The organism is Gemmobacter fulvus (genome assembly GCF_018798885.1).
GTDB classification, from domain to species: Bacteria; Pseudomonadota; Alphaproteobacteria; order Rhodobacterales; family Rhodobacteraceae; genus Gemmobacter; species Gemmobacter fulvus.
The window spans coordinates 367,154-389,929 of record NZ_CP076361.1 but is presented as its reverse complement, the minus strand read 5'-3'; the positions used below and the strand labels follow the sequence as shown (position 1 = coordinate 389,929).

Annotated in this window: 22 protein-coding genes and 3 tRNA genes; 13 read left to right on the top strand and 12 right to left on the bottom strand. The window is 64.9% G+C overall.

Features of this window, described 5'->3' with window-relative positions; translation table 11 throughout:
- Nucleotides 1–8: 8 nt before the first annotated feature.
- Complete coding sequence (locus KM031_RS01810; RefSeq protein ID WP_215504080.1) at nt 9–335, bottom strand: DUF6280 family protein; 327 nt, start codon at nt 333–335, stop codon at nt 9–11.
- 215 nt (nt 336–550) lie between these two features.
- Between KM031_RS01810 and efp the strand changes: the two genes are divergently transcribed.
- Nucleotides 551–1,114, top strand: coding sequence for an elongation factor P (gene efp / locus KM031_RS01805; protein ID WP_215504081.1), 564 nt, complete (start codon nt 551–553; stop codon nt 1,112–1,114).
- Between the two features lie 32 nt (nt 1,115–1,146).
- Here efp and ygfZ read toward each other — a convergent pair whose 3' ends face one another.
- Together ygfZ and KM031_RS01795 are read right to left on the bottom strand one after the other, a co-directional pair.
- Nucleotides 1,147–1,905, bottom strand: a complete 759-nt coding sequence (gene ygfZ / locus KM031_RS01800; RefSeq protein ID WP_215504082.1) for a CAF17-like 4Fe-4S cluster assembly/insertion protein YgfZ — start codon at nt 1,903–1,905, stop codon at nt 1,147–1,149.
- Between the two features lie 54 nt (nt 1,906–1,959).
- Nucleotides 1,960–3,714, bottom strand: a complete 1,755-nt coding sequence (locus tag KM031_RS01795; protein ID WP_215504083.1) for an ABC transporter ATP-binding protein — start codon at nt 3,712–3,714, stop codon at nt 1,960–1,962.
- 159 nt (nt 3,715–3,873) lie between these two features.
- Here KM031_RS01795 and KM031_RS01790 point away from each other — a divergent pair, with 159 nt between their 5' ends.
- Complete coding sequence (locus KM031_RS01790) at nt 3,874–5,082, top strand: pyridoxal-phosphate-dependent aminotransferase family protein (protein WP_215504084.1); 1,209 nt, start codon at nt 3,874–3,876, stop codon at nt 5,080–5,082.
- Nucleotides 5,079–5,510, top strand: a complete 432-nt coding sequence (locus tag KM031_RS01785) for a GNAT family N-acetyltransferase (RefSeq protein ID WP_215504085.1) — start codon at nt 5,079–5,081, stop codon at nt 5,508–5,510. The genes KM031_RS01790 and KM031_RS01785 overlap by 4 nt, the downstream gene beginning before the upstream one ends.
- On the opposite strand, the gene KM031_RS01780 is transcribed toward KM031_RS01785, so the two are convergent.
- The 3 genes from KM031_RS01780 to copM all read right to left on the bottom strand — a co-directional run bounded on the left by KM031_RS01780 (nt 5,507) and on the right by copM (nt 7,011).
- Nucleotides 5,507–6,109, bottom strand: a complete 603-nt coding sequence (locus KM031_RS01780) for a LysE family transporter (protein WP_215504086.1) — start codon at nt 6,107–6,109, stop codon at nt 5,507–5,509. The two genes, KM031_RS01785 and KM031_RS01780, sit on opposite strands and share 4 nt — an antisense overlap.
- Nucleotides 6,106–6,570 carry an Lrp/AsnC family transcriptional regulator gene (locus tag KM031_RS01775; RefSeq protein WP_215504087.1) on the bottom strand — a complete coding sequence of 155 codons (465 nt, stop codon included), beginning with the start codon at nt 6,568–6,570 and terminating at the stop codon, nt 6,106–6,108. Before KM031_RS01775 ends, KM031_RS01780 begins: the two co-directional genes overlap by 4 nt.
- A gap of 87 nt (nt 6,571–6,657) precedes the next feature.
- Nucleotides 6,658–7,011, bottom strand: coding sequence for a CopM family metallochaperone (copM, locus tag KM031_RS01770; RefSeq protein WP_215504088.1), 354 nt, complete (start codon nt 7,009–7,011; stop codon nt 6,658–6,660).
- Nucleotides 7,012–7,247: 236 nt separating this feature from the next.
- Between copM and KM031_RS01765 the strand changes: the two genes are divergently transcribed.
- Both KM031_RS01765 and KM031_RS01760 read left to right on the top strand, forming a co-directional pair.
- Nucleotides 7,248–8,063: a gamma-glutamyl-gamma-aminobutyrate hydrolase family protein gene (locus KM031_RS01765; protein ID WP_215504089.1), complete on the top strand. Its 816-nt coding sequence runs from the start codon at nt 7,248–7,250 to the stop codon at nt 8,061–8,063.
- Nucleotides 8,064–8,127: 64 nt separating this feature from the next.
- A complete protein-coding gene (locus KM031_RS01760; protein ID WP_215504090.1) occupies nt 8,128–8,814 on the top strand; it encodes a D-lyxose/D-mannose family sugar isomerase in 687 nt (228 codons plus the stop codon).
- Nucleotides 8,815–8,892: 78 nt separating this feature from the next.
- Here the strand turns inward: KM031_RS01760 and KM031_RS01755 are convergent, their stop codons facing one another.
- The 3 genes from KM031_RS01755 to kynU form a co-directional block, all read right to left on the bottom strand.
- Nucleotides 8,893–9,942, bottom strand: a complete 1,050-nt coding sequence (locus KM031_RS01755) for a L,D-transpeptidase (RefSeq protein ID WP_246566881.1) — start codon at nt 9,940–9,942, stop codon at nt 8,893–8,895.
- A gap of 90 nt (nt 9,943–10,032) precedes the next feature.
- Nucleotides 10,033–10,866, bottom strand: a complete 834-nt coding sequence (gene kynA, locus KM031_RS01750) for a tryptophan 2,3-dioxygenase (protein ID WP_215504091.1) — start codon at nt 10,864–10,866, stop codon at nt 10,033–10,035.
- Nucleotides 10,867–11,013: 147 nt separating this feature from the next.
- Complete coding sequence (gene kynU / locus KM031_RS01745; protein WP_215504092.1) at nt 11,014–12,210, bottom strand: kynureninase; 1,197 nt, start codon at nt 12,208–12,210, stop codon at nt 11,014–11,016.
- Nucleotides 12,211–12,601: 391 nt separating this feature from the next.
- On the opposite strand from kynU, the gene KM031_RS01740 reads away from it, so the two are divergent.
- From KM031_RS01740 to KM031_RS01730, 3 genes are all read left to right on the top strand, one after another.
- A complete protein-coding gene (locus tag KM031_RS01740; protein ID WP_215504093.1) occupies nt 12,602–14,173 on the top strand; it encodes a Re/Si-specific NAD(P)(+) transhydrogenase subunit alpha in 1,572 nt (523 codons plus the stop codon).
- 15 nt (nt 14,174–14,188) lie between these two features.
- A complete protein-coding gene (locus tag KM031_RS01735; RefSeq protein ID WP_215504094.1) occupies nt 14,189–15,622 on the top strand; it encodes an NAD(P)(+) transhydrogenase (Re/Si-specific) subunit beta in 1,434 nt (477 codons plus the stop codon).
- A gap of 176 nt (nt 15,623–15,798) precedes the next feature.
- Nucleotides 15,799–17,082: a DUF3422 family protein gene (locus KM031_RS01730; protein WP_215504095.1), complete on the top strand. Its 1,284-nt coding sequence runs from the start codon at nt 15,799–15,801 to the stop codon at nt 17,080–17,082.
- Nucleotides 17,083–17,104: 22 nt separating this feature from the next.
- Here the strand turns inward: KM031_RS01730 and KM031_RS01725 are convergent.
- Nucleotides 17,105–17,180, bottom strand: a tRNA-Val gene (locus KM031_RS01725).
- A gap of 157 nt (nt 17,181–17,337) precedes the next feature.
- Here KM031_RS01725 and KM031_RS01720 point away from each other — a divergent pair.
- From KM031_RS01720 to KM031_RS01700, 5 genes are all read left to right on the top strand, one after another.
- A complete protein-coding gene (locus KM031_RS01720) occupies nt 17,338–18,600 on the top strand; it encodes a vWA domain-containing protein (RefSeq protein ID WP_215504096.1) in 1,263 nt (420 codons plus the stop codon).
- Between the two features lie 157 nt (nt 18,601–18,757).
- Nucleotides 18,758–19,333 (top strand): YceI family protein, encoded by a 576-nt coding sequence (locus KM031_RS01715; RefSeq protein ID WP_371879003.1) that lies wholly within the window; start codon nt 18,758–18,760, stop codon nt 19,331–19,333.
- A gap of 168 nt (nt 19,334–19,501) precedes the next feature.
- Nucleotides 19,502–20,440 (top strand): pirin family protein, encoded by a 939-nt coding sequence (locus KM031_RS01710; RefSeq protein WP_215504098.1) that lies wholly within the window; start codon nt 19,502–19,504, stop codon nt 20,438–20,440.
- Between the two features lie 114 nt (nt 20,441–20,554).
- Nucleotides 20,555–20,631 (top strand) — tRNA-Asp (locus KM031_RS01705).
- 35 nt (nt 20,632–20,666) lie between these two features.
- Nucleotides 20,667–20,743 (top strand) — tRNA-Asp (locus tag KM031_RS01700).
- A gap of 113 nt (nt 20,744–20,856) precedes the next feature.
- Here the strand turns inward: KM031_RS01700 and KM031_RS01695 are convergent.
- Both KM031_RS01695 and KM031_RS01690 read right to left on the bottom strand, forming a co-directional pair.
- A complete protein-coding gene (locus KM031_RS01695) occupies nt 20,857–21,300 on the bottom strand; it encodes a GNAT family N-acetyltransferase (RefSeq protein ID WP_215504099.1) in 444 nt (147 codons plus the stop codon).
- Nucleotides 21,297–22,694, bottom strand: coding sequence for a M20/M25/M40 family metallo-hydrolase (locus KM031_RS01690; RefSeq protein ID WP_215504100.1), 1,398 nt, complete (start codon nt 22,692–22,694; stop codon nt 21,297–21,299). Before KM031_RS01690 ends, KM031_RS01695 begins: the two co-directional genes overlap by 4 nt.
- Nucleotides 22,695–22,776 lie beyond the last annotated feature (82 nt).

The window sequence follows — 22,776 nt, the reverse complement described above, 5'->3', positions numbered from 1 at the left end:
AGGCTGGATCAGGCGGCTTCGGCCTGATCCAGTTCCAGGGCGTGACGGCGTTCGCTTTCTTCGCGCGACAGCGCGACAGAGGTGCGAATGCCCTTCGACACAAATTCCATCAGGCCCTTCACAACCCGCTCGTTCGGGTCGATCCCGGCACAGGACAGCACTTCACGCCCATCGCGCGACCGTGCCCAACGGGCGATCTGTTCCGGCCCGTTGCCATATTTCTTGTCATCGGCAATTGCGTCATCCAGCGCAGCCAGCACCACGGCGGCAAAAAGCTTGCGGGCGCGTTGCCCTTGCTCATAGTTGAACGCAGTGCCGTCGATGAAGTCAGCCATTTGAGTTGTCCTTGTTCTTGCTCTTGCATGTTCCGGCGCACCGGGAATATGACGTTTTCGCAACGATTCGGTATGCCACCTTTAACATATCCGCCATGCGTATGCTGCATGGGTTCTTCATCGTGCTACTGCATCTAGTTGCCTTGTCAGCGGTTCGCTGCCGATATATAGGGGCCCGCTGAAGAAACTCAAGCTTTTGACAAGGTTTTGCCGCAATGCCGAAGATCAACGGGAATGAAATCCGTCCGGGGAATATCCTCGAGCATGAAGGCGGGCTCTGGGCGGCCGTCAAGGTCAACCATGTGAAGCCGGGCAAGGGCGGGGCCTTCGCGCAGGTTGAGCTGAAGAACCTGCGTGACGGGCGCAAGTTGAACGAACGCTTCCGGTCGGAAGACAAGGTCGATCAGGTCACGCTGGAAAACAAGGATCAGCAATTCCTGTACGAGACCGATGGCCGTCTGGTGTTCATGGATGCGGAAAGCTATGAGCAGATCGAGATTGACGCCGAACTGCTGGGCGACCGCCGCCCCTTCCTGCAAGACGGCATGACCGCCACGGTGCTGTTCTACGGCGAGGAGCCGCTGTCGGTGCAGCTGCCGCAGAAAGTGACCTGCAAGGTGGTGGAAACCGAGCCGGTGCTGAACGGGCAGACCGCGACCAAAAGCTTCAAGCCGGCGGTGCTGGACAATGGCGTGCGGATCATGATCCCGCCGTTCATCGGGCCGGATGAGGACATCATCGTGCATACGGAACTGATGGAATATTCGGAACGCGCCTAAGAAAACGGCCCCCCTCGAGGGGGCCTTTTTGTTCAGGCGGCCATCAGGCTGGCGTCCCCGGCGGTCAGCGGGCCGGACAGCCGGTCAAATCGCAGATGCGCCAGCGCGGCACCGCCCGACTGGGTGTAAAGCGTGCCCGCCTCGCGCCCGTCCGCCATCAGGATCGGCGTGCCGGGCGGGGCGCTGCCGCTGACTCCGACGCGGATCAGGCCCTTGCGCAGTTCCGTTTTGTGTTTCATGCGCGCGGTCACTTCCTGCCCGACGTAACAGCCCTTGCGGAAATCGACGCCATGCAGCGTCTCGAACCCGGCTTCTAGAATGAAGGTCTCGTCGGGGATCAGTTCGATCCCGGTTTCGGGGATCACATGGGCCACGCGGATCGCATCCCAGTCGATCTGCGGTGCCGCGCCGGGGGCGCCATAGGCGCGCCAGCCAAGCGCGCTGTGGCGCGGGTCGGGCAGGGCCCCGGCAGGCGGTTCACCAAGGCCACGGGTCACGCTGAGGTCACAGGGCGCAAAGCTGACGGCGGCGCGCAGCCGATACAGCGTCAGGCGGCGCAGGATGCCATCGGCCAGCGACTCGGGCAGATCTAGCAGCACCTGCCCGCCGGTCTGCACCACAAAGAAATCGGCAAGATATTTGCCCTGCGGCGACAGCAGCGCGGTATAGACCACCCCCTCGGCCTTGGTCAGCGGCAGCACGTCATTGCTGACCAGCCCTTGCAGGAAGGTCAGCGCATCGGGGCCTTGCAGCGCGACAAGGCGGCGGTGCGGCGCGGTTTCGCCCATCATGACATCTCTCCTTGATACGCCTCAGATATAGCATCTGGCGCGGCGGGGGGAAGATCAGCCCTGAAACTGCAAACGATAGAGATCGGCGTAAAGCCCGCCCTCGGCCAGCAGGTCGTCGTGGCTGCCCTGCTGCACCACACGGCCCTTGTCCATCACCACGATCTTGTCGGCCTCGCGCACAGTGGCGAGCCTGTGGGCGATGACCAGCGTGGTGCGGCCCTCACCCAGGCGGCGGATCGCATCGGCGACCAGCGCCTCGGATTGCGCATCCAGCGCCGAGGTGGCCTCGTCCAGCAGCAGCACCGGCGCGTCCGAGATCAGGGCGCGCGCAATCGCCACGCGCTGCCGCTGCCCGCCCGAGAGGGCAGAGCCGCGCGGCCCTGCGGGCGTATCCATGCCCTGCGGAAAGGATTTCAGGAATTCGCTGACATGGGCGGCCTCCAGCGCGCGGGTCAGCCGCTCTGGCGGCAGATCGCGGCCAAGCGCCACGTTTTCGCGGATGGTTTCATCGAACAGCATGGAATCCTGCGACACCACGGCAAAATTGCCACGCAGATCGGCCAGCGGGATCTGCGCAATATCGGCCCCGCCCAGCGAGATGCGGCCACTGTCAGGCTCGGCCAGCCCGGTCAGCAGATGGAACACGGTGGATTTGCCCGCGCCGGACGCCCCGACAAGCGCCGTCATCCGCCCCGCCTCGGCGGTGAAGCTGAGGCCGTTCAGCACCGGCGCATCACCATAGGAAAAGCGCAGATCCTCCAGCCGGACTTCGGGCGCGCCGGGGACGGGGCGGTCCGGGCCGGGGGCGGCGCGCGGGGCTGCGGTGGTATCGAACAGCCGATAGAGCCGCTCGAGGCTGGCCGAGGCGATCTGCCAGACGCCCGACATCTCGCCCAGCCGACGGATCGGCTGGAAGGTCAGCGACATGGCGGTGAAAAACGCCATGAACTCGCCTGTCGTGCGGGTGCCTGCGGCAATCTCGCGGCCGCCAAGGATCAGCACGGTGAAAAAGCCGATGCCGGTCACCACGTCGATCAGCGCCGGGATGGTGGAGCGGCCCAGCATGGTGCGCACTTCGGCCCGCACGATGGAGCCTGCGATGCGGCGGAAGCGCCCGGTCTGATAGGTTTCCATCCGGTTCAGCTTGATCGCCTGAATGCCGTGAAAGATCTCGTCCAGCCGCGTGGCGCGGCTCCCTGCCTGTTCGCGCATCTGCATCGTCTTGCGCCGGATATAGCGCTGCACGATCAGCGCGGGCAGCAGCAGCAGCGGTGCGCCGATCAGGGCGGCGAAGGTCCAGGTCACGTCGATCGACAGCGCCACGACGAACAGCGCGATCAGCGCCACGAAATCCCGGCCCACGCCGACAATCACCGCCGACCAGACACGCTGCACGGCGGCGGTGTCACCCACCAGCCGCTCCATCAGCGCACCGGGCGGGTTTTGCTGGAAAAACCGGCTGTCGAGCGTCAGCACATGCGCCAGCAGATCGACCTGCATCGCGGTGGAGCTTTTCTGCGCAATGGTGGTGAGCAGGGTCTTGGACAGAACCGAGGTCACGGCGCGGATCAGGAACAGGCCAAGGATTGCCAGCCCGACCCAAATCAGCGCATCCGAGCCGCCGGGCGCGAACACCGTGTCGAACAGCGGCTCCAGCAGCCAGGACAGCGCGCCGAGCGTGCTGCCCTCCAGCACCATCAGCAGGAAGGCCACGGCCATCAGCGGCGCATGGCCATGCAGGTAACCGCGCCACAATCTGCGGAACAGCGGGCCGGTGGTATAGCGCGGGTCTTGCGGGGCCTTGGCCACAGGAAACTCCGTTCAGGGTGGCTTGGGTCTAGCCCGGCAGGCGGGGCAGGGCAACCCGGGTTCACTTCGGCCAACTTGACTGGGGCCGCGTTGACCTTGCCTGCGTTGACCTTCGCCGGGGGCAGGCGTAGCCATGGGGCGCACAGCGCGGAGACAGCCATGAACCTAGCCAACGGTCGCCCCTATCTTGCCATTCCCGGTCCCTCGGTCATGCCGGACCGGGTGCTGGCGGCGATGCACCGGGCCGCGCCGAACATCTATGCCGGGGCCTTGCCCGATATGGTGCAGACGCTCTGGCCCGATCTGCGGGCGCTGGCGGGCACGGCGGGGCATGTGGCGCTCTATATCGCCAATGGCCATGGCGCGTGGGAGGCGGCCAATGCCAACCTGTTCAGCCGGGGGGACCGCGCGCTGGTGCTGGCGACCGGGCGCTTTGGCCATGGCTGGAAGGAAAGCGCGCTGGCGATGGGGGTGCGGGCCGAATGTCTCGATTTCGGCAAATCCGCGCCGGTCGATCTGGCGCAATTGGAGGCAGCCTTGCGGGCGGATCCGGGGCATGAACTCAAGGCGGTGCTGGTCACGCATGTCGATACCGCGTCTTCGGTGAAGAATGACATTGCCGCCATCCGCGCCGTGCTGGATGTGGTGGGGCATCCGGCCTTGCTGGCGGTGGATTGCATCGCCTCGATGGGCTGCGATCCGTTCGAGATGGATGCCTGGGGCGTCGATGTGGCGGTGGCAGCCAGCCAGAAGGGGCTGATGGTGCCACCGGGGCTGGGCATCCTGTGGTTTTCTGACCAGGCGCTGGCGCGGAGCCGTTCTGCCGATCTGCGCACGCCCTATTGGGATTGGACGCCGCGTGCCACTGCGACGGAATTCTGGCAGCACTGGGCCGGAACCGCGCCGACGCATCACCTGTTCGGCCTGCGCGAAAGCCTGAACATGATTGCCGAGGAAGGGCGCGCGGTGGTCTGGGCGCGGCATGCGGCGCTGGCGCGCACGGTCTGGGCCGCGTTCGAGGCCTGGGGCGTGGGCAACCCCGACATCGCGCTGAACGTGGCCGACCCGGCGCATCGTGGCCATGCAGTGACGGCGGCACGGCTTGGCGCGCCGCACGCAACCCGTCTGCGCATCTGGCTGGAGCAGAAGGCCGGGGTCACGCTTGGCATCGGTCTGGGCATGGCGCTGCCATCAGAGCCTGCCTATGACGGCTTTCTGCGCGTGGCGCATATGGGCCATGTCAATGCGCATATGACGCTGGGCGTGTTGGCCGCGATGCAGGCGGGCATGGTGGCGCTGGACATTCCGCATGGGCCGGGCGCGCTGGATGCCGCCGCCCGCGTGGTGGCCGGGGCGGCAGGCGCATGACGCCGCGCCGCGCCACCGCCACAGATCTGCCGCTGGTGCAGGCCTGTATCACCGCCGCCTTTGCGCCCTTTGTGGCGCAGATCGGGCGACGCCCAGCACCGATGGATGCCGATCACGCGGGCCAGATCGCGGCGGGGCAGGTCTGGCTAGTGGACGGGCCGGGAGTGATGGCCTGTTTCGCCAAACCCGGCGCGATGGAGCTGGACATCCTTGCCATCGCCCCCGAGGCGCAGGGCCGGGGGCTGGCAGCGGGGCTGGTGGCGCAGTGCGAGGCGCTGGCGCGGTCTGCCGGTCTGCCTGTGGTGGAGCTTTACACCAATGCCGCGATGGCCGGCGCGCTGCGGCTCTATCCCCGGCTGGGCTATGCCGAAATCGAGCGGCGCCAGGATCAGGGGTTTGACCGGGTGTTCTTCCGCAAGACGCTTTAGATCAGCGGCTTCACCACCAGAACGGCCCCCCACAGGATCAGGATCACCCCCGAAGCGAGGTCGATCCGGCGCAGGCTTTGTGGTGTCAGATAGCGGCCTGCGTAAAGCGCGGCATGCACCAGCATCAGCCACCACAGCGCCGATCCAGCAAAGACCCCGGCAACCAGCCAGACCGGGCCACCGGCTGCCGCAGTGCCAAGCCCCGCCAGCATGGCCAGAAACGCCAGAATGGTGGCCGGGTTCGACAGCGTCAGCAGATAGGTGCCGGAAAAGGCGCGCAGCGTGTCGAGCCCGGTGCGACCTGCGGGGGGATGCGTGGCCGGGTGCAGAAAGCTGCGCAATGGGCCTATGCCCAGCCAGATCAGCAACAGCCCGCCCAGGATCTGCATCGGCAGCGCATAGGCCAGCAGCCCGGTGGCGGCGAGGCCCATCGCCACGGCAATGCCATAGGTCGCATCCGCCGCTGCCGCCCCCAGCCCGGTGGCCAGCCCGGCGGCCCGGCCATCGGCAAGGCTGCGGCGGATGCACAGCAACCCGATCGGCCCCACGGGCGCGGCAATGGCAAAGCCCATCAGGGCCCCGGTGGCAAAGGCGCTCATGCCTTACCCTCCGGCAGTAGCAGGGTCGGGCTTTCCTTTTCGGCCTGAAGCGAAAAGATCGTCTCGGTTCTGAGGATGGCGGGCAGCGGCTTCACCGCCTCGGTCAGGAACCGCTGCACGGCGGCGGGATCCTTGACGCGGATCTTCATCAGATAGGAATGTGGCCCCGAAATGTGATGCAGCTCCATCACCTCGGGGCGTGCTGCGAGGGCGGCAATCGCCTCGGCCTCGCCCTGCCAGGCCAGATCCAGCAGCAGAAAACAGCAACAGGCCGCGTCCACCGCTGCGGGATCCAGCAGGGCCGCCGTCTGCCGCACCGTGCCATTGCTCAGCAGGCGGCGCAGCCGTTCATTCGCAGCCGAGACGGAAAGCCCGATCTCGCGGGCGATCTCTGTCGCCGAGAGCCGCCCATCCTGTTGCAGGAGGGCGGCAATGCGCAGGTCGGTTTCATCCAGATCCATAAATGCCCCCAAGGCTGATTCCTTGGTGGAATTTATGGTATGTTGTAAAGTTTTCCGCAATAGTTGCTTTTATTTTTCTTAAAAGACTTATTTTTTGTTTTTGACAAGCCAGTCCGTCATCCAGGCAATCTCCGCCTCCTGCGCGGCGATCACATCTTCGGCCAGCTTGCGCACCTCCGGGTCGCTGCCATGTTCCAGCACGATCCGGGCCATTTCCACCGCGCCCTGATGATGCGGAATCATGCCCGCGATGAAATCCACATCGGCATTGCCGGTATAGGGCACGGCCATATCGGCGTGCATCCGGGCATTGGCCTCCATATAAGCGCGCGTTGCGGCGCTTTCGGTGCCGGTCATGCCATGGCCGGAGTGATCCATCTCGCCTTCGGCAAAGGCGGGGGCAGACAGGGCGAGCGTCAGCGCAAGGGCAAGGGTTTTCATCTGGACCTCCTTTTTGGGTGCTGCGCCACGGTGCAGCCTTCCAGTGGGGGGAGGGCAAGTCACCACCGCGTGAGTTCTATGGTCGCATCGGGGGCAGCATCCGGGGCAGCCTCGGGCCACTCTGCCCGAAAAGCAGGCGAGTTCTGCGGTGATGCACGCAAACAGCCCGCTTTTCCCCTTCACCGCCGGGGCGCGCGGGCCTAGATTGAGGGGGCATAACCGGAAATGGCCCAGAAATGCCCCATCTCGCCTCGCGCCGCCCCGTCGTGGGCATCATCGGCAACATGAACCTGCTGAACGAAAGTTATCCCGTTCACGCGGGCGGCACGATGAATTCCGAAGCGGTGGCGCAGGTGGCGGGCTGTCTGCCGCTGATCATCCCGTCCGATCCGCATCTGGTGAGCGTGGATGAACTGCTGGATCTGTGCGACGGCTTTCTGCTGACCGGTGGGCGGCCCAATGTGCATCCGTCGGAATATGGCGAGGATGAAACCCCGGCGCATGGCGATTTTGACCGGTGCCGCGATGCGATCACCCTGCCACTGATCCGCGCCTGTGTGGATCGGGGCCAGCCGTTTCTGGGCATCTGCCGTGGTTTTCAAGAGGTGAACGTGGCGATGGGCGGCACGCTTTACCCTGAAATCCGCGACCTGCCGGGCCGGATGAACCACCGCATGCCGCCGGATGGCACGCTGGAAGAGAAGTTCGCGCTGCGCCATCCGGTGCAGTTCACGCCGGATGGTGTGTTCGCGCGGCTGTTGGGCGCGCAAGAGGTGATGACCAATACGCTGCACGGGCAGGGCATCAACCGCGCGGGCTGCCGCATCGTGATCGACGGGCTGGCCCCGGATGGCACACCGGAAGCGATCTATGTGCAGGATGCGCCGGGCTTCACCCTGTCGGTGCAATGGCACCCTGAATGGAATGCGGCGGGCGATCCGGTCTCGCGCCCGCTGTTCACCGCCTTTGGCAAGGCGGTGGCCGATTGGGCCGCGGGGCAGCGCGCGGTGGCAGACGCGCCGCCTGTGGGACGGGCGGCCTCGGTCGGCTGACCACGGCGCGGCTTGTTTGCGCTAACGGGCGTGATATGCTGCTCCCGCATCATGGGAGGGCAGGATGAAACGGTCACGCATCAACGAGATCATGCAGGCGGCGGATGAGATGATCCGGCATTACGGCTTTGTGCTGCCGCCCTTTGCCTATTGGACGCCCGAGCAGTTTCGCGCCCGCCCGGATGCCGAACGGATCGTGGCGCGGCGCATGGGCTGGGACATCACCGATTACGGGCAGGGCAACTTTGATGATCTGGGCCTGTTCCTGTTCACGCTGCGCAATGGCGAGCTGGCGGATCTGCAACGCGGCGGCGGCATGTGCTACGCCGAAAAACTGCTGATTTCGCGGCAGGATCAGATCAGCCCAATGCACACCCATGTCATCAAGGCCGAAGACATCATCAACCGCGGCGGGGCCACGCTGCTGATCGAGCTGTATGGCTCGGATGATGCGGGCGGCTTTGCCGAGGATCGTGGCGGATCAGTGCTGTGCGACGGCATTCTGCGCGACTATGCGCCGGGCGAAAAGCTGCGGCTGGCCCCGGGCGAAAGCGTGACCCTGATGCCGGGCGATTGGCATGCCTTCTGGGGTGAGGGCGGCGATGTGCTGATCGGCGAAGTGTCGACGGTGAATGATGACCTGACCGACAATATCTTCCGCGCCCCGATCGGCCGCTTTGCCGAAATCGACGAGGACGTGCCGCCGCTGCATCTTCTGGTCAGCGATTACGACCGCTGGCTGGCGCGCTGAGCCGGAACAAGGCCGACACAGAACAGAAAAGGGCGGCCCGATGCGGGGCCGCCCTTTTGCGTTCCGGGGTCTGCGCTGTTACGGGCAGGGTTTTTCAGCCGTGGCAACGCAAGTCGCCGCTGCGGCAGGAGCTGGCGGTTCCGGCGGGGTATCTGCGGCAGGCGCTGGCGTGACCGCGGCAGGTGCGGGGGCGGGGGGCACGACGACCGGCGCAGGTGCCGGGGTTGCCGCCGTCGGCGTTGCAGCGGGCGCGGGCGCTGCGGGCGCAATCACCGGCGGTGCGGTGATCGGGGCCATCATGGTGGGGAAGCCGGGGGCTGGCGCACCGGGGCTTGCCGGGGCAACGGCGGGCGTGGCCTTCGGCTTCGCGGCGGCGGCCTTTTTCTTCGGAGCCGGGGCGGGCGGCGGCAGTTTCAGCGCGGTGGGGCGGCTGCCATCGGCATTCAGCACCACCACCTTCACGCCATTCGGCACCCGGTCATACAGATCCATCACGTCCTGGTTGATCATGCGGAAACAGCCCGACGAGGCATTGCGCCCGATCGAATTCCATTCCGGCGTGCCATGGATGCGGAAGCCGTAATCCACACCATTGGTGGTCAGATACAGCGCGCGCGCGCCAAGCGGGTTGGTCGGCCCGCCGGGCTGACCCTTTTCCCATTTCGACAGTTCGGGCTTGCGCGCGATCATTTCCTTGGGCGGTGTCCAGGTCGGCCAGTGGCGGCGGTTGGTGATCAGCGACTCGCCCGCCCACTGGAACCCGTCCTTGCCGACCGCGATGCCATAGCGCATCGCCTTGCCGGGTGCGGTGATCAGGTGCAGGGTCTTGGCGGTCGGATCAATGATGATCGTGCCCGGCGCATCGTCCGAGGCATAGGCCACTTCCTGCCGTTTCAGATGCGGCGGGATCTTGTCTTCCGGCACGGCGGGAACGGTGAAGGCCCCATCCTGCCGCGCCGTATAAGCGTTGACGAAATCTTCCGGCACCGGCTGCTTGACCACCGGGGCCTGTTCGGCAGGCGCTTTGGTTGCCCCGGTGAGCGAAGGGTCCGGCACACAAGCCCCAAGCGCCCCCACCAGCGCGCCCCCCAGAACGAGGCTCATCACATTGCGCAGCATGTCGATCATCTCCAGCAGAATCCGATACGGAACTTTTTCACCCGTTACACCATTTTCAGGATTAAGGGAGAGTGCCGCAGCGGTCCACCTCTCAAATGATCACAGAGACGTGCGCAGGTGCCACAATTCGGGGAAAAGCTCCACTTCCAGCATACGCCGCAGGTATTGCACACCAGATGTGCCCCCGGTTCCGCGCTTGAACCCGATCACCCGTTCCACCGTGGTGACGTGGTTGAAGCGCCAGCGGCGGAAATAATCCTCGAAATCCACCAGCTTTTCGGCAAGCTCATAGGCCTCCCAATGCTGTTCCGGCGCACGGTAGACGATTTCCCACACCGCCTGCACACCCTCATGCGCGACCCAGGGCCCGCGCAGATCGCGGTTCAGAACCTCGGCGGGGACCGGCAGGCCCTCACGCGCCAGATGGCGCAGCGCCTCGTCATAAAGTGATGGGCGCGCCAGTTCCGCCTCCAGCCGCGCCAACAGGTCGGGGCGGTGGGCATGGGGGCGCAGCATGGCGGCATTGCGGTTGCCCACGGCGAATTCGATCAGGCGGTATTGCCAGGACTGAAAGCCCGAGCTTTGGCCCAGCCCGTCGCGGAAACGGGTGTATTCCGAGGGCGTCATGGTGCGCAGCACATCCCAGGCCGAGTTGAGCTGTTCGAAGATCCGGGCAATGCGCGCCAGCATCTTGAAGGCGGCGCGCACCTCGCCCGCCGCAATGGCCGCGCGCGCGGCATCCATCTCGTGCAGCGCAAGCCGCATCCACAGTTCCGAGGTCTGGTGCTGGATGATGAACAGCATTTCATCATGCGCGCCGGTCAGCAGGGTCTGGGCGTTCAGGATCGTGTCGATCTGCAGATAATCGCCGTAAGACATGCGGCCGTCGAAAGACATCTGGGCGCCGTCGCGGCTGGGATCATAGGTGGTCATTTTTCTCTCTCCGGTCAAACTGGGGCAGGGCGGCTCAGGCCGCGCGCCGCCGGTTCAGCACCGAAAAGGCCCCGAGGGTGCGCCACAGGCAGATCCAGCCTGCCGGGCGGCATAAGGGCGGTGGGGCAATGGCCAGATGCAGCGCCATCAGGTGACCTTGGCGCGGGTCATGTATTCGGGCCGGTCCCACAGATCGCCCTGCATCACCTCGGCGATGATGGCGATGGCGCGGGCCACATCCTCGGCATTGATGAACAGCGGCGTAAAGCCGAAGCGCAGGATGTCGGGGGCGCGGAAATCGCCGACCACGCCGCGCGCAATCAGTGCCTGCATGATGGCATAGCCCTGCGGGTGGCGGAAGCTGACCTGGCTGCCGCGCTGCGCATGATTGCGCGGGGTCGCCAGGTGCAGGCTTGGGCAGGCCGCCTCGACGCCCGCGATGAACTGATCGGTCAGCGCCAGCGAGGTGGCGCGCAGATCGGCCATATCGACCTGATCCCAGATGTCGAGCGAGGCCTCCAGTGCCGCCAGTTGCAGCACGGGCGGGGTGCCGACCCGCATCCGCTCGATCCCCGCGCCGGGGCGATAGCTCAGGTCAAAGGCAAAGGGAGCGTCATGGCCCAGCCAGCCGGACAGGGCCGGGCGCACGCGGTCGGCATGGCGCGGCGCCACATAGATGAAGGCCGGGCCACCGGGACCGGAATTGAGATACTTATAGCTGCATCCCACCCCGAAATCCGCCCCCCCCTTGGCCAGTTCAACCGGCAGCGCGCCGGCGCTATGCGCCAGATCCCAGATGGCCAGCGCGCCCACCGCATGCGCGCGCTCTGTCAGCGCCGCCATGTCATGCCGCCGCCCGGTGCGGTAATCCACTTCGGTGATCATCATCACGGCGATACTGTCATCCAGCGCGTCCATCACCGCCTCGGGCGCGACCGTCTTCAACTGGTAATCCGGGCCAAGCGTGCGGCACAGGCCTTCGGCCATGTAAAGGTCTGACGGGAAGTTGCCGGTATCGGACAGGATGATCTTGCGGCCCGGCACCATCTCCAGAGCCGAGGCCAGCGCCTGATAGACCTTGATCGACAGGGTATCGCCCATCACCACGCTGCCCGGTTCTGCCCCCACCAGCCGCGCGATGCGATTGCCGACACGGGCGGGCTGCTCCATCCATCCGGCCTTGTTCCAGCCGGTGATCAGCAGTTTGCCCCATTCCTCGGTCACGGTCTGCGCCACCCGTGCCGCCGTGGCCCGTGGCAGCGGACCCAGCGAATTGCCATCAAGGTAAACCATGCCCTCCGGCAGGTCGAACAGGGCGCGGGTGGCGGCGAAATCGGTGGTCATGATCTGTCCTTCTTCGGCCTGCGCAGGATGCGCCGGAGGTCGCTTCAGTTCAAGCGGATCCGCCGTTAAATTTCAAGCTTAAAATTTATAGGTTGAGACAGTCTGTGACACAGGTTGCGAAGATATGGTGGCCGGGGTTTGCGAAGGGTTGCAAAGTCGGAAATCAACGGGAATATGCCGTTTGTGAACAGCATGGGCGGAAGATCGCGCAGGCGAGTGATCGCGGACACCAGAGCACGGGCAGGAAAACGGCAAAAAACGGCAGCTGCCGCAGCGCCAAGACCAAAGTATGCCGCAGAGCAGCAATTTTGCTTTGTAATTTTGTTGCGCAGGCTCTAGTGAAGTTTGAAAGATTCTGCGCCACCCGGCGCATCCATACGGGGGAGATCCAGTGAAGATTGGTGCACTGAGAGAGATCTATCAGGGAGAGAACCGCGTTTCGATGACGCCGGATTCGGCCCTGCAACTGGTCAAACTGGGCCATACATGTGTGATAGAAACCGGGGCGGGCGCGAAGGCGGGCTTTTCCGACGCGGTATATCTTGCGGCGGGTGTCGAGGTTCTGCCCTCGGCGCAGGCGGTGATTGATGCGGCGGATGTCATCGTCAAGGTGCGCGGCCCCGAGATGTCGGAAGTGGCGATGCTGCGCGTCGGCCAGACGCTGATCAGCTTCTTCTGGCCCGCGCAGAACCCCGAGCTGCTGGAGGCGGCAAAGGCGCGTGGCGCGACCGTGATCGCCATGGACATGGTGCCGCGTATCAGCCGGGCGCAGAAGATGGATGCGCTGTCGTCGATGGCCAATATCGCGGGCTACCGTGCGGTGATCGAGGCGGGCAGCAATTTTGGCCGCTTCTTCACCGGGCAGGTGACGGCTGCGGGCAAGGTTCCCCCGGCCAAGGTGCTGATCGTGGGCGCCGGTGTGGCGGGTCTTGCTGCCATCGGCACAGCAGTCAGCCTGGGTGCCATCGTCAACGCCTTTGACGTGCGCCCCGAAGTGGCCGAACAGATCGAGAGCATGGGCGCGAATTTCGTGTTCCTCGAATTCGAACAGGCGCAGGACGGTGCGGCGACCGGCGGCTATGCGGCCCCCTCCAGCCCCGAATTCCGCGAAAAGCAGCTGGCGAAATTCCGCGAGCTGGCCCCCGAAATGGATATCGTCATCACCACGGCGCTGATCCCCGGACGTCCCGCACCCAAGCTGTGGACGGCCGATATGGTGGCGCTGATGAAGCCCGGCTCGGTCATCGTTGACTTGGCGGCGGAACGCGGCGGCAACTGTGATCTGACGGTTCCGGATCAGAAGATCGTCAGCGACAATGGCGTGACGGTGGTCGGGTATACCGATTTCCCGAGCCGGATGGCGGCGCAGGCCTCCACGCTTTATTCGACCAATATCCGCCACATGCTGACGGATCTGACGCCCAAGAAAGACGGCGTCATCTTCCACAATATGGAAGATGACGTGATCCGCGGCGCGACGGCCACACATGAAGGGGTGATCACCTTCCCGCCGCCGCCGCCGAAAGTGGCTGCCATCGCGGCGCAGAAACCGAAGGAAAAGGCCAAGGAGCTGACGCCGGAAGAGAAGCGCGCACAGGAAACCGCGGCCTTCAAGGCACAGACCCGCAACCAGATCGGCATGTTGGTCGGCGGTGGCGCGCTGATCCTGCTGGCCGGGCTTTATGCCCCCGCCAGCTTCATGTCGCATTTCATCGTGTTCGTGCTGTCGGTCTATGTCGGCGTGCAGGTCATCTGGAACGTGTCGCATTCGCTGCACACGCCTCTGATGGCCGTGACCAACGCGATTTCGTCGATCATCATTCTGGGCGCATTGATGCAGATCGGATCGGGCAGCCTGCTCGTGGTCGTGCTGGCGGCGCTGTCGGTCTTCATGGCCGGGATCAACATCTTCGGGGGCTTCATGGTCACCCGGCGGATGCTCGCCATGTTCCAGAAGTCTTAAGGGGGAGGCCGAGCAATGGAATACGGATTCACCACGGCCGCCTATGTCGTTGCGGCAGTTCTGTTCATTCAATCCCTGGGCGGTCTGTCCGGCCAGGAAAGCGCGAAACGCGCCGTGTGGTATGGCATTGTCGGCATGGCGCTGGCGGTTGCGGCCACGCTTTATGGCCCGGGTGCGGGCAACTGGCTGATCTCTGTGATCATGGTCGCGGCAGGCGGCGCGATTGGCTGGGTTGTGGCCAAGCGCGTGCAGATGACCGAGATGCCACAGCTTGTGGCGGCGATGCACAGCCTCGTCGGCCTTGCAGCGGTGTTCATTGGCTTCAACACCCATATCGAGATGGTGCAGGTCGCCGCGCTGGACGAAGCGGCGCGGGCCGCGCTGGACGGCTTTGCCGGTGTGATCGCGCATAAGTCGGGCGTGGAAATCGCCATCCTGCGGGTGGAAACTTTCCTTGGCGTGTTCATCGGGGCCGTCACCTTCACCGGCTCTGTCATTGCCTTTGGCAAGCTGGCGGGCAAGGTGGATGGCAAGGCGAAAAAGCTGCCGGGCGGCCATGTTCTGAACGCGGGCTCGGCGCTGATCTCGCTGGTGTTGCTGGTGGTCTATCTGCAATCGGGCAGCACGCTGGCCCTGCTGGTGATGACGGTGGCGGCGCTGTTCATCGGCTATCATCTGATCATGGGCATCGGCGGCGCCGACATGCCGGTGGTGGTGTCGATGCTGAACAGCTATTCCGGCTGGGCGGCGGCGGCGATCGGCTTCTCGCTGTCGAATGACCTGCTGATCGTGGTTGGCGCGCTGGTCGGCTCCTCGGGGGCGATCCTGTCCTACATCATGTGCAAGGCGATGAACCGCTCGTTCATCAGCGTGATCCTCGGCGGTTTCGGTGGCACCACCGGCCCCGCGATGGAAGTCACCGGCGAACAGATCGCCATTGATGCCGATGGTGTGGCGGCGGCGCTGAATGATGCGGATTCGGTCATCATCATTCCGGGCTATGGCATGGCGGTGGCACAGGCACAGCAATCGGTGTCGGAACTGACGCGCAAGCTGCGCGCCAAGGGCAAGACCGTGCGCTTTGCCATCCACCCGGTCGCGGGCCGTCTGCCGGGGCACATGAACGTGCTGCTGGCCGAGGCGAAGGTGCCCTATGACATCGTGCTGGAAATGGACGAGATCAACGAGGATTTCCCCTCCACCGATGTGGCCATCGTCATCGGCTCGAACGACATCGTGAACCCGGCGGCACAGGAAGACCCGAACAGCCCCATCGCCGGCATGCCGGTGCTGGAATGCTGGAAGGCGAAACAGGTGTTCGTCAGCAAACGTGGTCAGGGCACTGGCTATTCCGGCATCGAGAACCCGCTGTTCTACAAAGAGAATACGCGCATGTTCTATGGTGATGCCAAGAAGAGCATCGACCAGCTGCTGCCGATGATCGAGTGATCGGACGCGCCGCGTTCAGTCACAGGGCGATGTAAAAAACAGCACAGGGCCCCGGCAGAAAGCCGGGGCTTTGTCATTTCTGCAACAGCCTTGCGGCATACCCCGGCATCCCGACAAATCCCTTTCAAAAGCGCCTTCCGCTGCGGAAAGAAGGGGAAAACCCTGCGGAAGTGCCGATGCCCCCGATCCCCGATCACCCCCTGCGCTACTCCCTGGTCAACGAGCTGCACGCCCGGCCGTTTCCGGCGCTGCATGTGCCTTGCATGGCCGCCTATGTGGCGATCAAGGAACCCGATGATGCGGCAAACCGTGACCGTGCCGCCGACCGTGCGCATCTGCTGGCACTGCTGGACCGGCACGGATCGGGCCACCCGCAACCGGATGCCACGCATTTCTCCGGCTCCATTGGCCGGGCCGAACTGAAATGGGAAAGCCATACCGAGTTCGTCACCTATTCGGCCTTCACGCCCGGCCTGTCCGACCGGCCCTTCGACCCGATGGAGGCCAAGGTGTTTCCGGCGGAGTGGCTGGCGGTGGCCCCCGGCAAACGTCTGGCCTCGGTGCTGATCCGGGTCGAACGTCTGCCCGACTCCGAAGAGGAGGTGCTGGCGCGGCTTGAGGAATGGTTTGTGGCCGAAAGCCTTGCGGTGTCCTGGGTGGTGGATGGGGCTGCCGTCATCGCCGGGGATTTTCGCATAGATGCCGCCGGGCATATGCGCTTTGTGGTCTTTGTGCGCGAGGGCGTGGGGGCGCGGCGCATTGGCCGGATCGTGCAGCGCCTGTGCGAGATCGAGACCTATCGCGCCATGTCGATGCTGGGGCTGATGCGGTCGCGCGAATTGTCGGCGCGGCTGAATGCGCTGGACCCCAAGCTGTCGGCGCTGGTCTCGGGGCTGGATGCGTCCAACCACTCGCCCGAGGACGCGTTGAACGAATTGCTGTCGATCTCGGCCGAGCTGGAAAGCCTTGCCGTGCGCTTTTCGTTCCGCTTTGGCGCGACCGGGGCCTATGAGGCCATCGTCAACCAGCGGATCGAAGTGCTGCGCGAAACCCGGTTGCAGGGGCGGCAGACCTTTGGCGAATTCATGATGCGGCGCTATGATCCGGCGATGCGCACGGTGAAATCCACCGAAAACCGGCTGGCGGCCATGGCCGAACGCGCGCAGCGCGCGGCGGAATTGCTGCGCACCCGGGTCGATGTCGAACGCTCGGCGCAGAATCAGAAGCTGCTGGAAAGCATGGACCGCCGCGCCGATCTGGCGCTGCGCCTGCAACATACGGTCGAAGGGTTGTCGGTGGTGGCGATCAGCTATTACGCCGTCAGCCTCGCCGCCTATGCCGCCTATCCGCTGACCGAGGCGGTGGGGCTGAGCAAGGGCATGGCCACGGCGATCCTGACCCCGCTGGTGATCGGCGCGGTCTGGCTGGGCCTGCGCCGGATCCGCAAGAAGATCTACTGACTTCCATGGCGAGGGAGGGGACTGGTGGGCCGTGACGGACTCGAACCGCCGACATCTTCGGTGTAAACGAAGCGCTCTACCAACTGAGCTAACAGCCCCCGCGCTTCCGATACCGGATCGGATCGGGATGGGCAAGCCCCGGTTTGCGCAAAGCTGACCCTTGCGACAGATCGCAAACCCCGACCTAATGGCAGTGCGCGATACGCGCGCTTTGCGCCTATGCTGCGGCAGGGCGGTTGGGCAGGCAGGGGGCACATGGCGGTTTATGCGGATCTGGATCTGCCCGAACAGGGTGAGTTGAGCCGCAACATCTTGTGGTTCGCGCGGGCCTTGCGCAAGGCAGGGCTGCCAATCGGGCCGGGGCGGGTGATTGATGCGATCCGCGCGGTGGAGGCGGTGGGCTTTACCGAAAAACGCGATTTCTATTGGACGCTGCACGCCTGTTTCGTCAATCGCCCCGAACATCGCCCGGTGTTCCGGCAGATCTTCCGCCTGTACTGGCGCGACCCGCGCTATATGGAACAGATGATGAGCCTGATGCTGCCCGCCATCCGCGGCGTGCAGGAGGAACGTCTGGCAGAGGCTGCCGAAAAACGCGCCGCCGAGGCGCTGCTGGACGGGGCCAACCGCGATGTGCCGCAGGCCGGGCCGGATCAGACCGGGGATGAGCAGGTGGAGATTGATGCCTCTGCCACGCTCTCGCGCGAAGAGCGCCTGAAAACCCTGGATTTTGAACAGATGAGCCTTGCCGAAATGGCCGAGGCGAAGCGGATGCTGGCGCGGCTGGCGCTGCCGGTGAAACCCTTGCCCTCGCGCCGGCTGGCGGCGGATGCGCTGGGGCGGCGACCCGATGGGCGGCGCACCCTGCGCGACAGCCTGCGCCGGGGCGGCGAGATCACTGCGCTGGCGCATCGCAGCCCGACCACGCGCTGGCCCAATCTGGTGGTGATCTGCGATATTTCCGGCTCCATGTCGCAATACAGCCGGATGGTGCTGCATTTCCTGCACGCGGTCGCCAATCGCAAGGGGCAGGGCTGGGCGCGGGTGCATGGCTTCACCTTTGGCACGCGGCTGACCAATATCACCCGCCATCTGCGCCACCGCGATGTGGATGCGGCGCTGAAGGCGGCGGGGGCCGAGGCGCAGGACTGGTCGGGCGGCACGCGGATCGGCGCCTGCCTGCATCTGTTCAACCGCGATTGGTCGCGCCGCGTGCTGGGGCAGGGCGCGGTGGTGCTGCTGATCACCGACGGGCTGGACCGCGACGATACCGGGCAACTGGCGCGCGAGATGGAGCGGCTGCACCTGTCGGCGCGCCGCCTGATCTGGCTGAACCCCTTGCTGCGCTGGGAGGGATTCGCCCCCAGGGCCACCGGAATCCGCGCGATGATGCCGCATGTCGATGCCTTTCGCGCGGGCCATTCCATTGCCTCGCTGGAAGGGCTGGCGGCGGCCATCTCGGATCCCGGCGACAGTGGCGAGCGCACAAGGATGCTGCGCCTGATGGCGCAATCCTGATCGGTGTTTCACCGGCTGGCGCAAAGGTGACTGTTCGTGAGCGAACAGACCCTGTTCGGATTCAGTGAGTTGTGTGCAGATGGGCCGGATCGCTATCTGTTTGCACATGCAGCATGGGCTGCGATCAACTGATGAATTCAACAGACGGAGTGTCCTCGTGATCCGCCTTTCCACCCTTTCCCTGCTTGGCGCGCTTGCCGCCGCCCCGGTTTTCGCTGCACCGGAGGCCTATGTGCTGGATCCCAGCCACAGCCAGATCCTGTTCAGCTACAACCACCTTGGCTATTCGACCACCTATGGCCTGTTCTCGGGGTTTGACGGCAAGATCACGTTCGACGCCGAGGCCCCGGCCAATTCCAGCGTTGAAGTGTCCTTCCCGGTCAAGACCATGCTGACCGGCTGGCAAGAGCGCTTCGACCACTTCATGACCGCGGATTTCTTTGATGCGACCGATGACGAGATGGTCAGCTTCAAATCCACCGGCATCGAAGTGACCGGCGAAAAGACCGCCAAGATCACCGGCGACCTGACGCTGAACGGCGTGACCAAATCGGTGGTGCTGGATGCGGCGCTGACGCAGGCGGGCGAACATCCGATGGCGAAAAAGCCGTGGCTGGGCTTCACCGGCACCACGGTCCTGAAGCGCACCGAATACAATCTGGGCCAGTTCGCGCCCTTCGTCGGCGATGACGTGACGGTGCAGATCTCGATCGAAGCCACCAAGGCCGAATAAGCCTTTTCCAATTGCGATGCCGACGGGCCGGGGGAAACCCCGGCCCTTTTGCATTCCTGCTCCGCGCCTGTAGGTATCCGTCCCGTTTGCACAGGTCTTTGCCGATTGCAGCAGATGACCTGTGCCGCCTCTGAGCCTATGTTGGGAACAGCAGAACAGGAGGACGACATGAGCTGGAACCCCGCATTGGACCCCGACATTCCGCTTGGCGATGCCGTGGACGCCATCGAGACGGTCATCGTGGCGCGCGCCCGCGATCTGGGCGGCTTCGAGGTGCGCCGGGCGCTGCCCTCGGTGCAGCGGCAGATGGTCGGCCCATTCATCTTTTTCGACCAGATGGGACCGGCAGAGTTTCTGACCGGGCAGGGCATCGACGTGCGCCCGCATCCGCATATCGGTCTCGCCACCGTAACCTATCTGCTGAAGGGCAAGCTGCACCACCGCGACAGCCTGGGCACCGACCGATGGATCGAACCGGGCGAGGTGAACCTGATGGTGGCGGGGCAGGGCATCACCCATTCCGAACGCACGGATGGCGAGATTCGCCGCGCGCCGCACAAGATGTTTGGCCTGCAAAGCTGGGTCGCCTTGCCGAAAGACGCCGAGGACAATCCGGCCGCCTTCCATCACAGCCCGAAGGACGACTTGCCGATGCTGGAGGGCGAGGGCAAGCAGGTGCGGCTGATCCTTGGCCATGGCTGGGGCGCGCGCGCGCCGGTGCCGGTGGCCAGCGAAACCATCTATGCCGATGCCGTGCTGATGGCGGGGGCGCAGCTGCCCTTGCCCGACGATCACGAAGATCGCGGGGTCTATGTGCTGAGCGGGGAGGTGTCGGTGGGCGGGCAGGTGTTCGGGCCGGGCCAGATGCTGATCTTCCGTCCGGGCGACCGGATCAGCGTGAAGGCCGGAGAGTCGGGCGCGCGGGTCATGGTTCTGGGCGGTGCCACGATGGATGGGCCGCGCTTTATCTGGTGGAACTTCGTGGCCTCCAGCCAGGCGCGCATTGATGCGGCCAAAGAAGCCTGGCGCGCGGGGGATTGGGCGCATGGAAGGTTCCGACTGCCACCGGCAGATGACGCCGAGTTCATCCCGGCACCCGAAAAGTAACGCCTTTCCAGATATTTGCGAGATTATGAAAGAAATCCGCTTTGGGGCGCTTGACGGCGCACGCGGGCTTCCGTAATACCCTCCACACATCCGGGCGAAGGCTCGGGCGGCAATGCGGTGGTAGCTCAGTTGGTTAGAGTACCGGCCTGTCACGCCGGGGGTCGCGGGTTCGAGCCCCGTCCACCGCGCCACCGCCCGCCTTCGCCCCGGATGTCTGAAACAGTGCGCGGTGGTAGCTCAGTTGGTTAGAGTACCGGCCTGTCACGCCGGGGGTCGCGGGTTCGAGCCCCGTCCACCGCGCCAGTTTCAAGACTTTCCATTATACGACGAAAAGCCGGGCCATCAGGTCCGGCTTTCGCCGTTTCCGGAATTGGGCTGCGCCGCAGGGCCGGGTGATCCGGCCCCGCAGCAGAGGGTCACAAGGTGATCCGGTAGCGCACATGGCCATCATAGGGCGCATAGGAATCATATAGCGCACGGGCGCGGGCATTGCCCTCGTCGGTGTGCCAATACAGCCGATGCCAGCCCGCCGCCTTGGCCAGCGCCTTCAGATCGTCGATCAAGGCGCGGCCAAGCCCATGGCCCCGCGCCGAATCCGCGACAAACAGATCCTCCAGATAACAATCCTCGCCCATGACCCAGGTCGAGGCGTGGTGATGATGCAGGGCGAATCCCTGCATCCTGCCATCGACAAAGCCCAGCCGCGCCGTGAGCGGCGAGGCGGGATCAAGGATGCGCGCCCAGGTGTGGGCGGTGATCGCGGGATCGAGGCTGACGTTGTAGAATGCCAGATAGGCGTCCCAGAGGGCGCGCCATCCGGTTTCGTCTGCGGCTGCGGCCGTGCGGATCTGAACCGTCATGCCAGCCGCGCCAGCAGTCGCGCCCAGGAGCGGATGCCCTTGTGGAAACATTCCACATCGTATTTTTCATTGGGCGAATGGATCTGGTCATCATCGCGGGCAAAGCCCAGCAGCATCGCATCCATGCCGAGATAGGTCTTGAAATATCCGGCAATCGGGATCGACCCGCCGCAGCCGACATAGGCGGCAGCGCGCCCCCATTCATCGCCAAGCGCGGCGCGGGCGGCCTCGAAGGCGGGGTGGGTGATCTGCATCAGGCCCGCCGGGCTCGCACCGTGTTCGGTGAATGTGGCGCTGCAATCGGCAGGCAATTGCGCCTGCACCCAGGCGCGGAACGCGGCGCGGATCGCATGGGGATCCTGGGTGCCGACAAGGCGGAAGCTGACCTTGGCATGGGCTTCGGCGGGCAGCACGGTCTTGAACCCGTCGCCGGTATAGCCGCCCCAGATGCCATTCACCTCGGCCGTCGGGCGCGACCAGAGCATTTCCAGCGGCGTGCGGTCCAGCTCTCCCGCGGGCACCGACAGCCCGACATCACCGAGGAAGGCCGCGTGATCGAAGGCAAGGTTTTGCCATTGGGCGCGAATCGCATCGGGCAATTCGCTGACGCCATCGTAAAAGCCGGGCAGGGTGATGCGGCCCTGATCGTCATGCAGATTGGCAAGGATGCGGGTCAGCGCGCGGATCGGGTTGGCTGCCAGCCCGCCGAACATGCCGGAATGAAGATCCTTGTTGGCGGCGTGCAGGGTGATCTCTTCGCCCAGCAGCCCGCGCAGCATGGTGACAATCGCAGGGGCGGTATCCTGAAACAGGCCAGTGTCGCAGATCAGCGCGATATCGGCCTGCAATTCAGCCGCATTGTCTTGCAGGAACGGGATGAGCGAGGGCGAGCCCGATTCCTCTTCTCCCTCCAGAAAGATCGTCAGCTTGCAGGGCAGCTGGCCCGTTTCGGCCTTCCAGGCGCGCAGAGCCTCCAGAAAGGTCATCAACTGGCCCTTGTCATCCGAGGCCCCGCGCGCCCGGATCACCTGACCCTTGGGCGTATTTTCAAGGGCCGGGTCGAACGGATCGCGGTCCCACAGCGACAGCGGATCCACCGGCTGCACGTCGTAATGACCATAGAACAGCAGATGCGGGCCGCTGGCATCGGCGGGGCCGTCGCCATGCGCCACCACCATCGGATGACCGGGGGTGGGCCGTTTGGCGGCGTCGAAGCCCAGGCTTTGCAGATCGGCCACCAGCCAGTCGGCGGCGCGGTCACAGTCGGCCTTGAAGGCCGGGTCGGTGGAAATGGACGGAATGCGCAGCAGGTCCATCAGCCGGTCCAGTGCGGCGGGCAGCATGGCGTCGATGCGCGCCAGCACGGCGTCGGGCGCCTGTGGATCATGCGGCATGGGTCTTCTCCTTTTCGTGACGTTGCGCCGGACCCTAGCAGGCTCTGCCCCCCTGTCCAGAGCCACCGGGACAGGGTAAAAG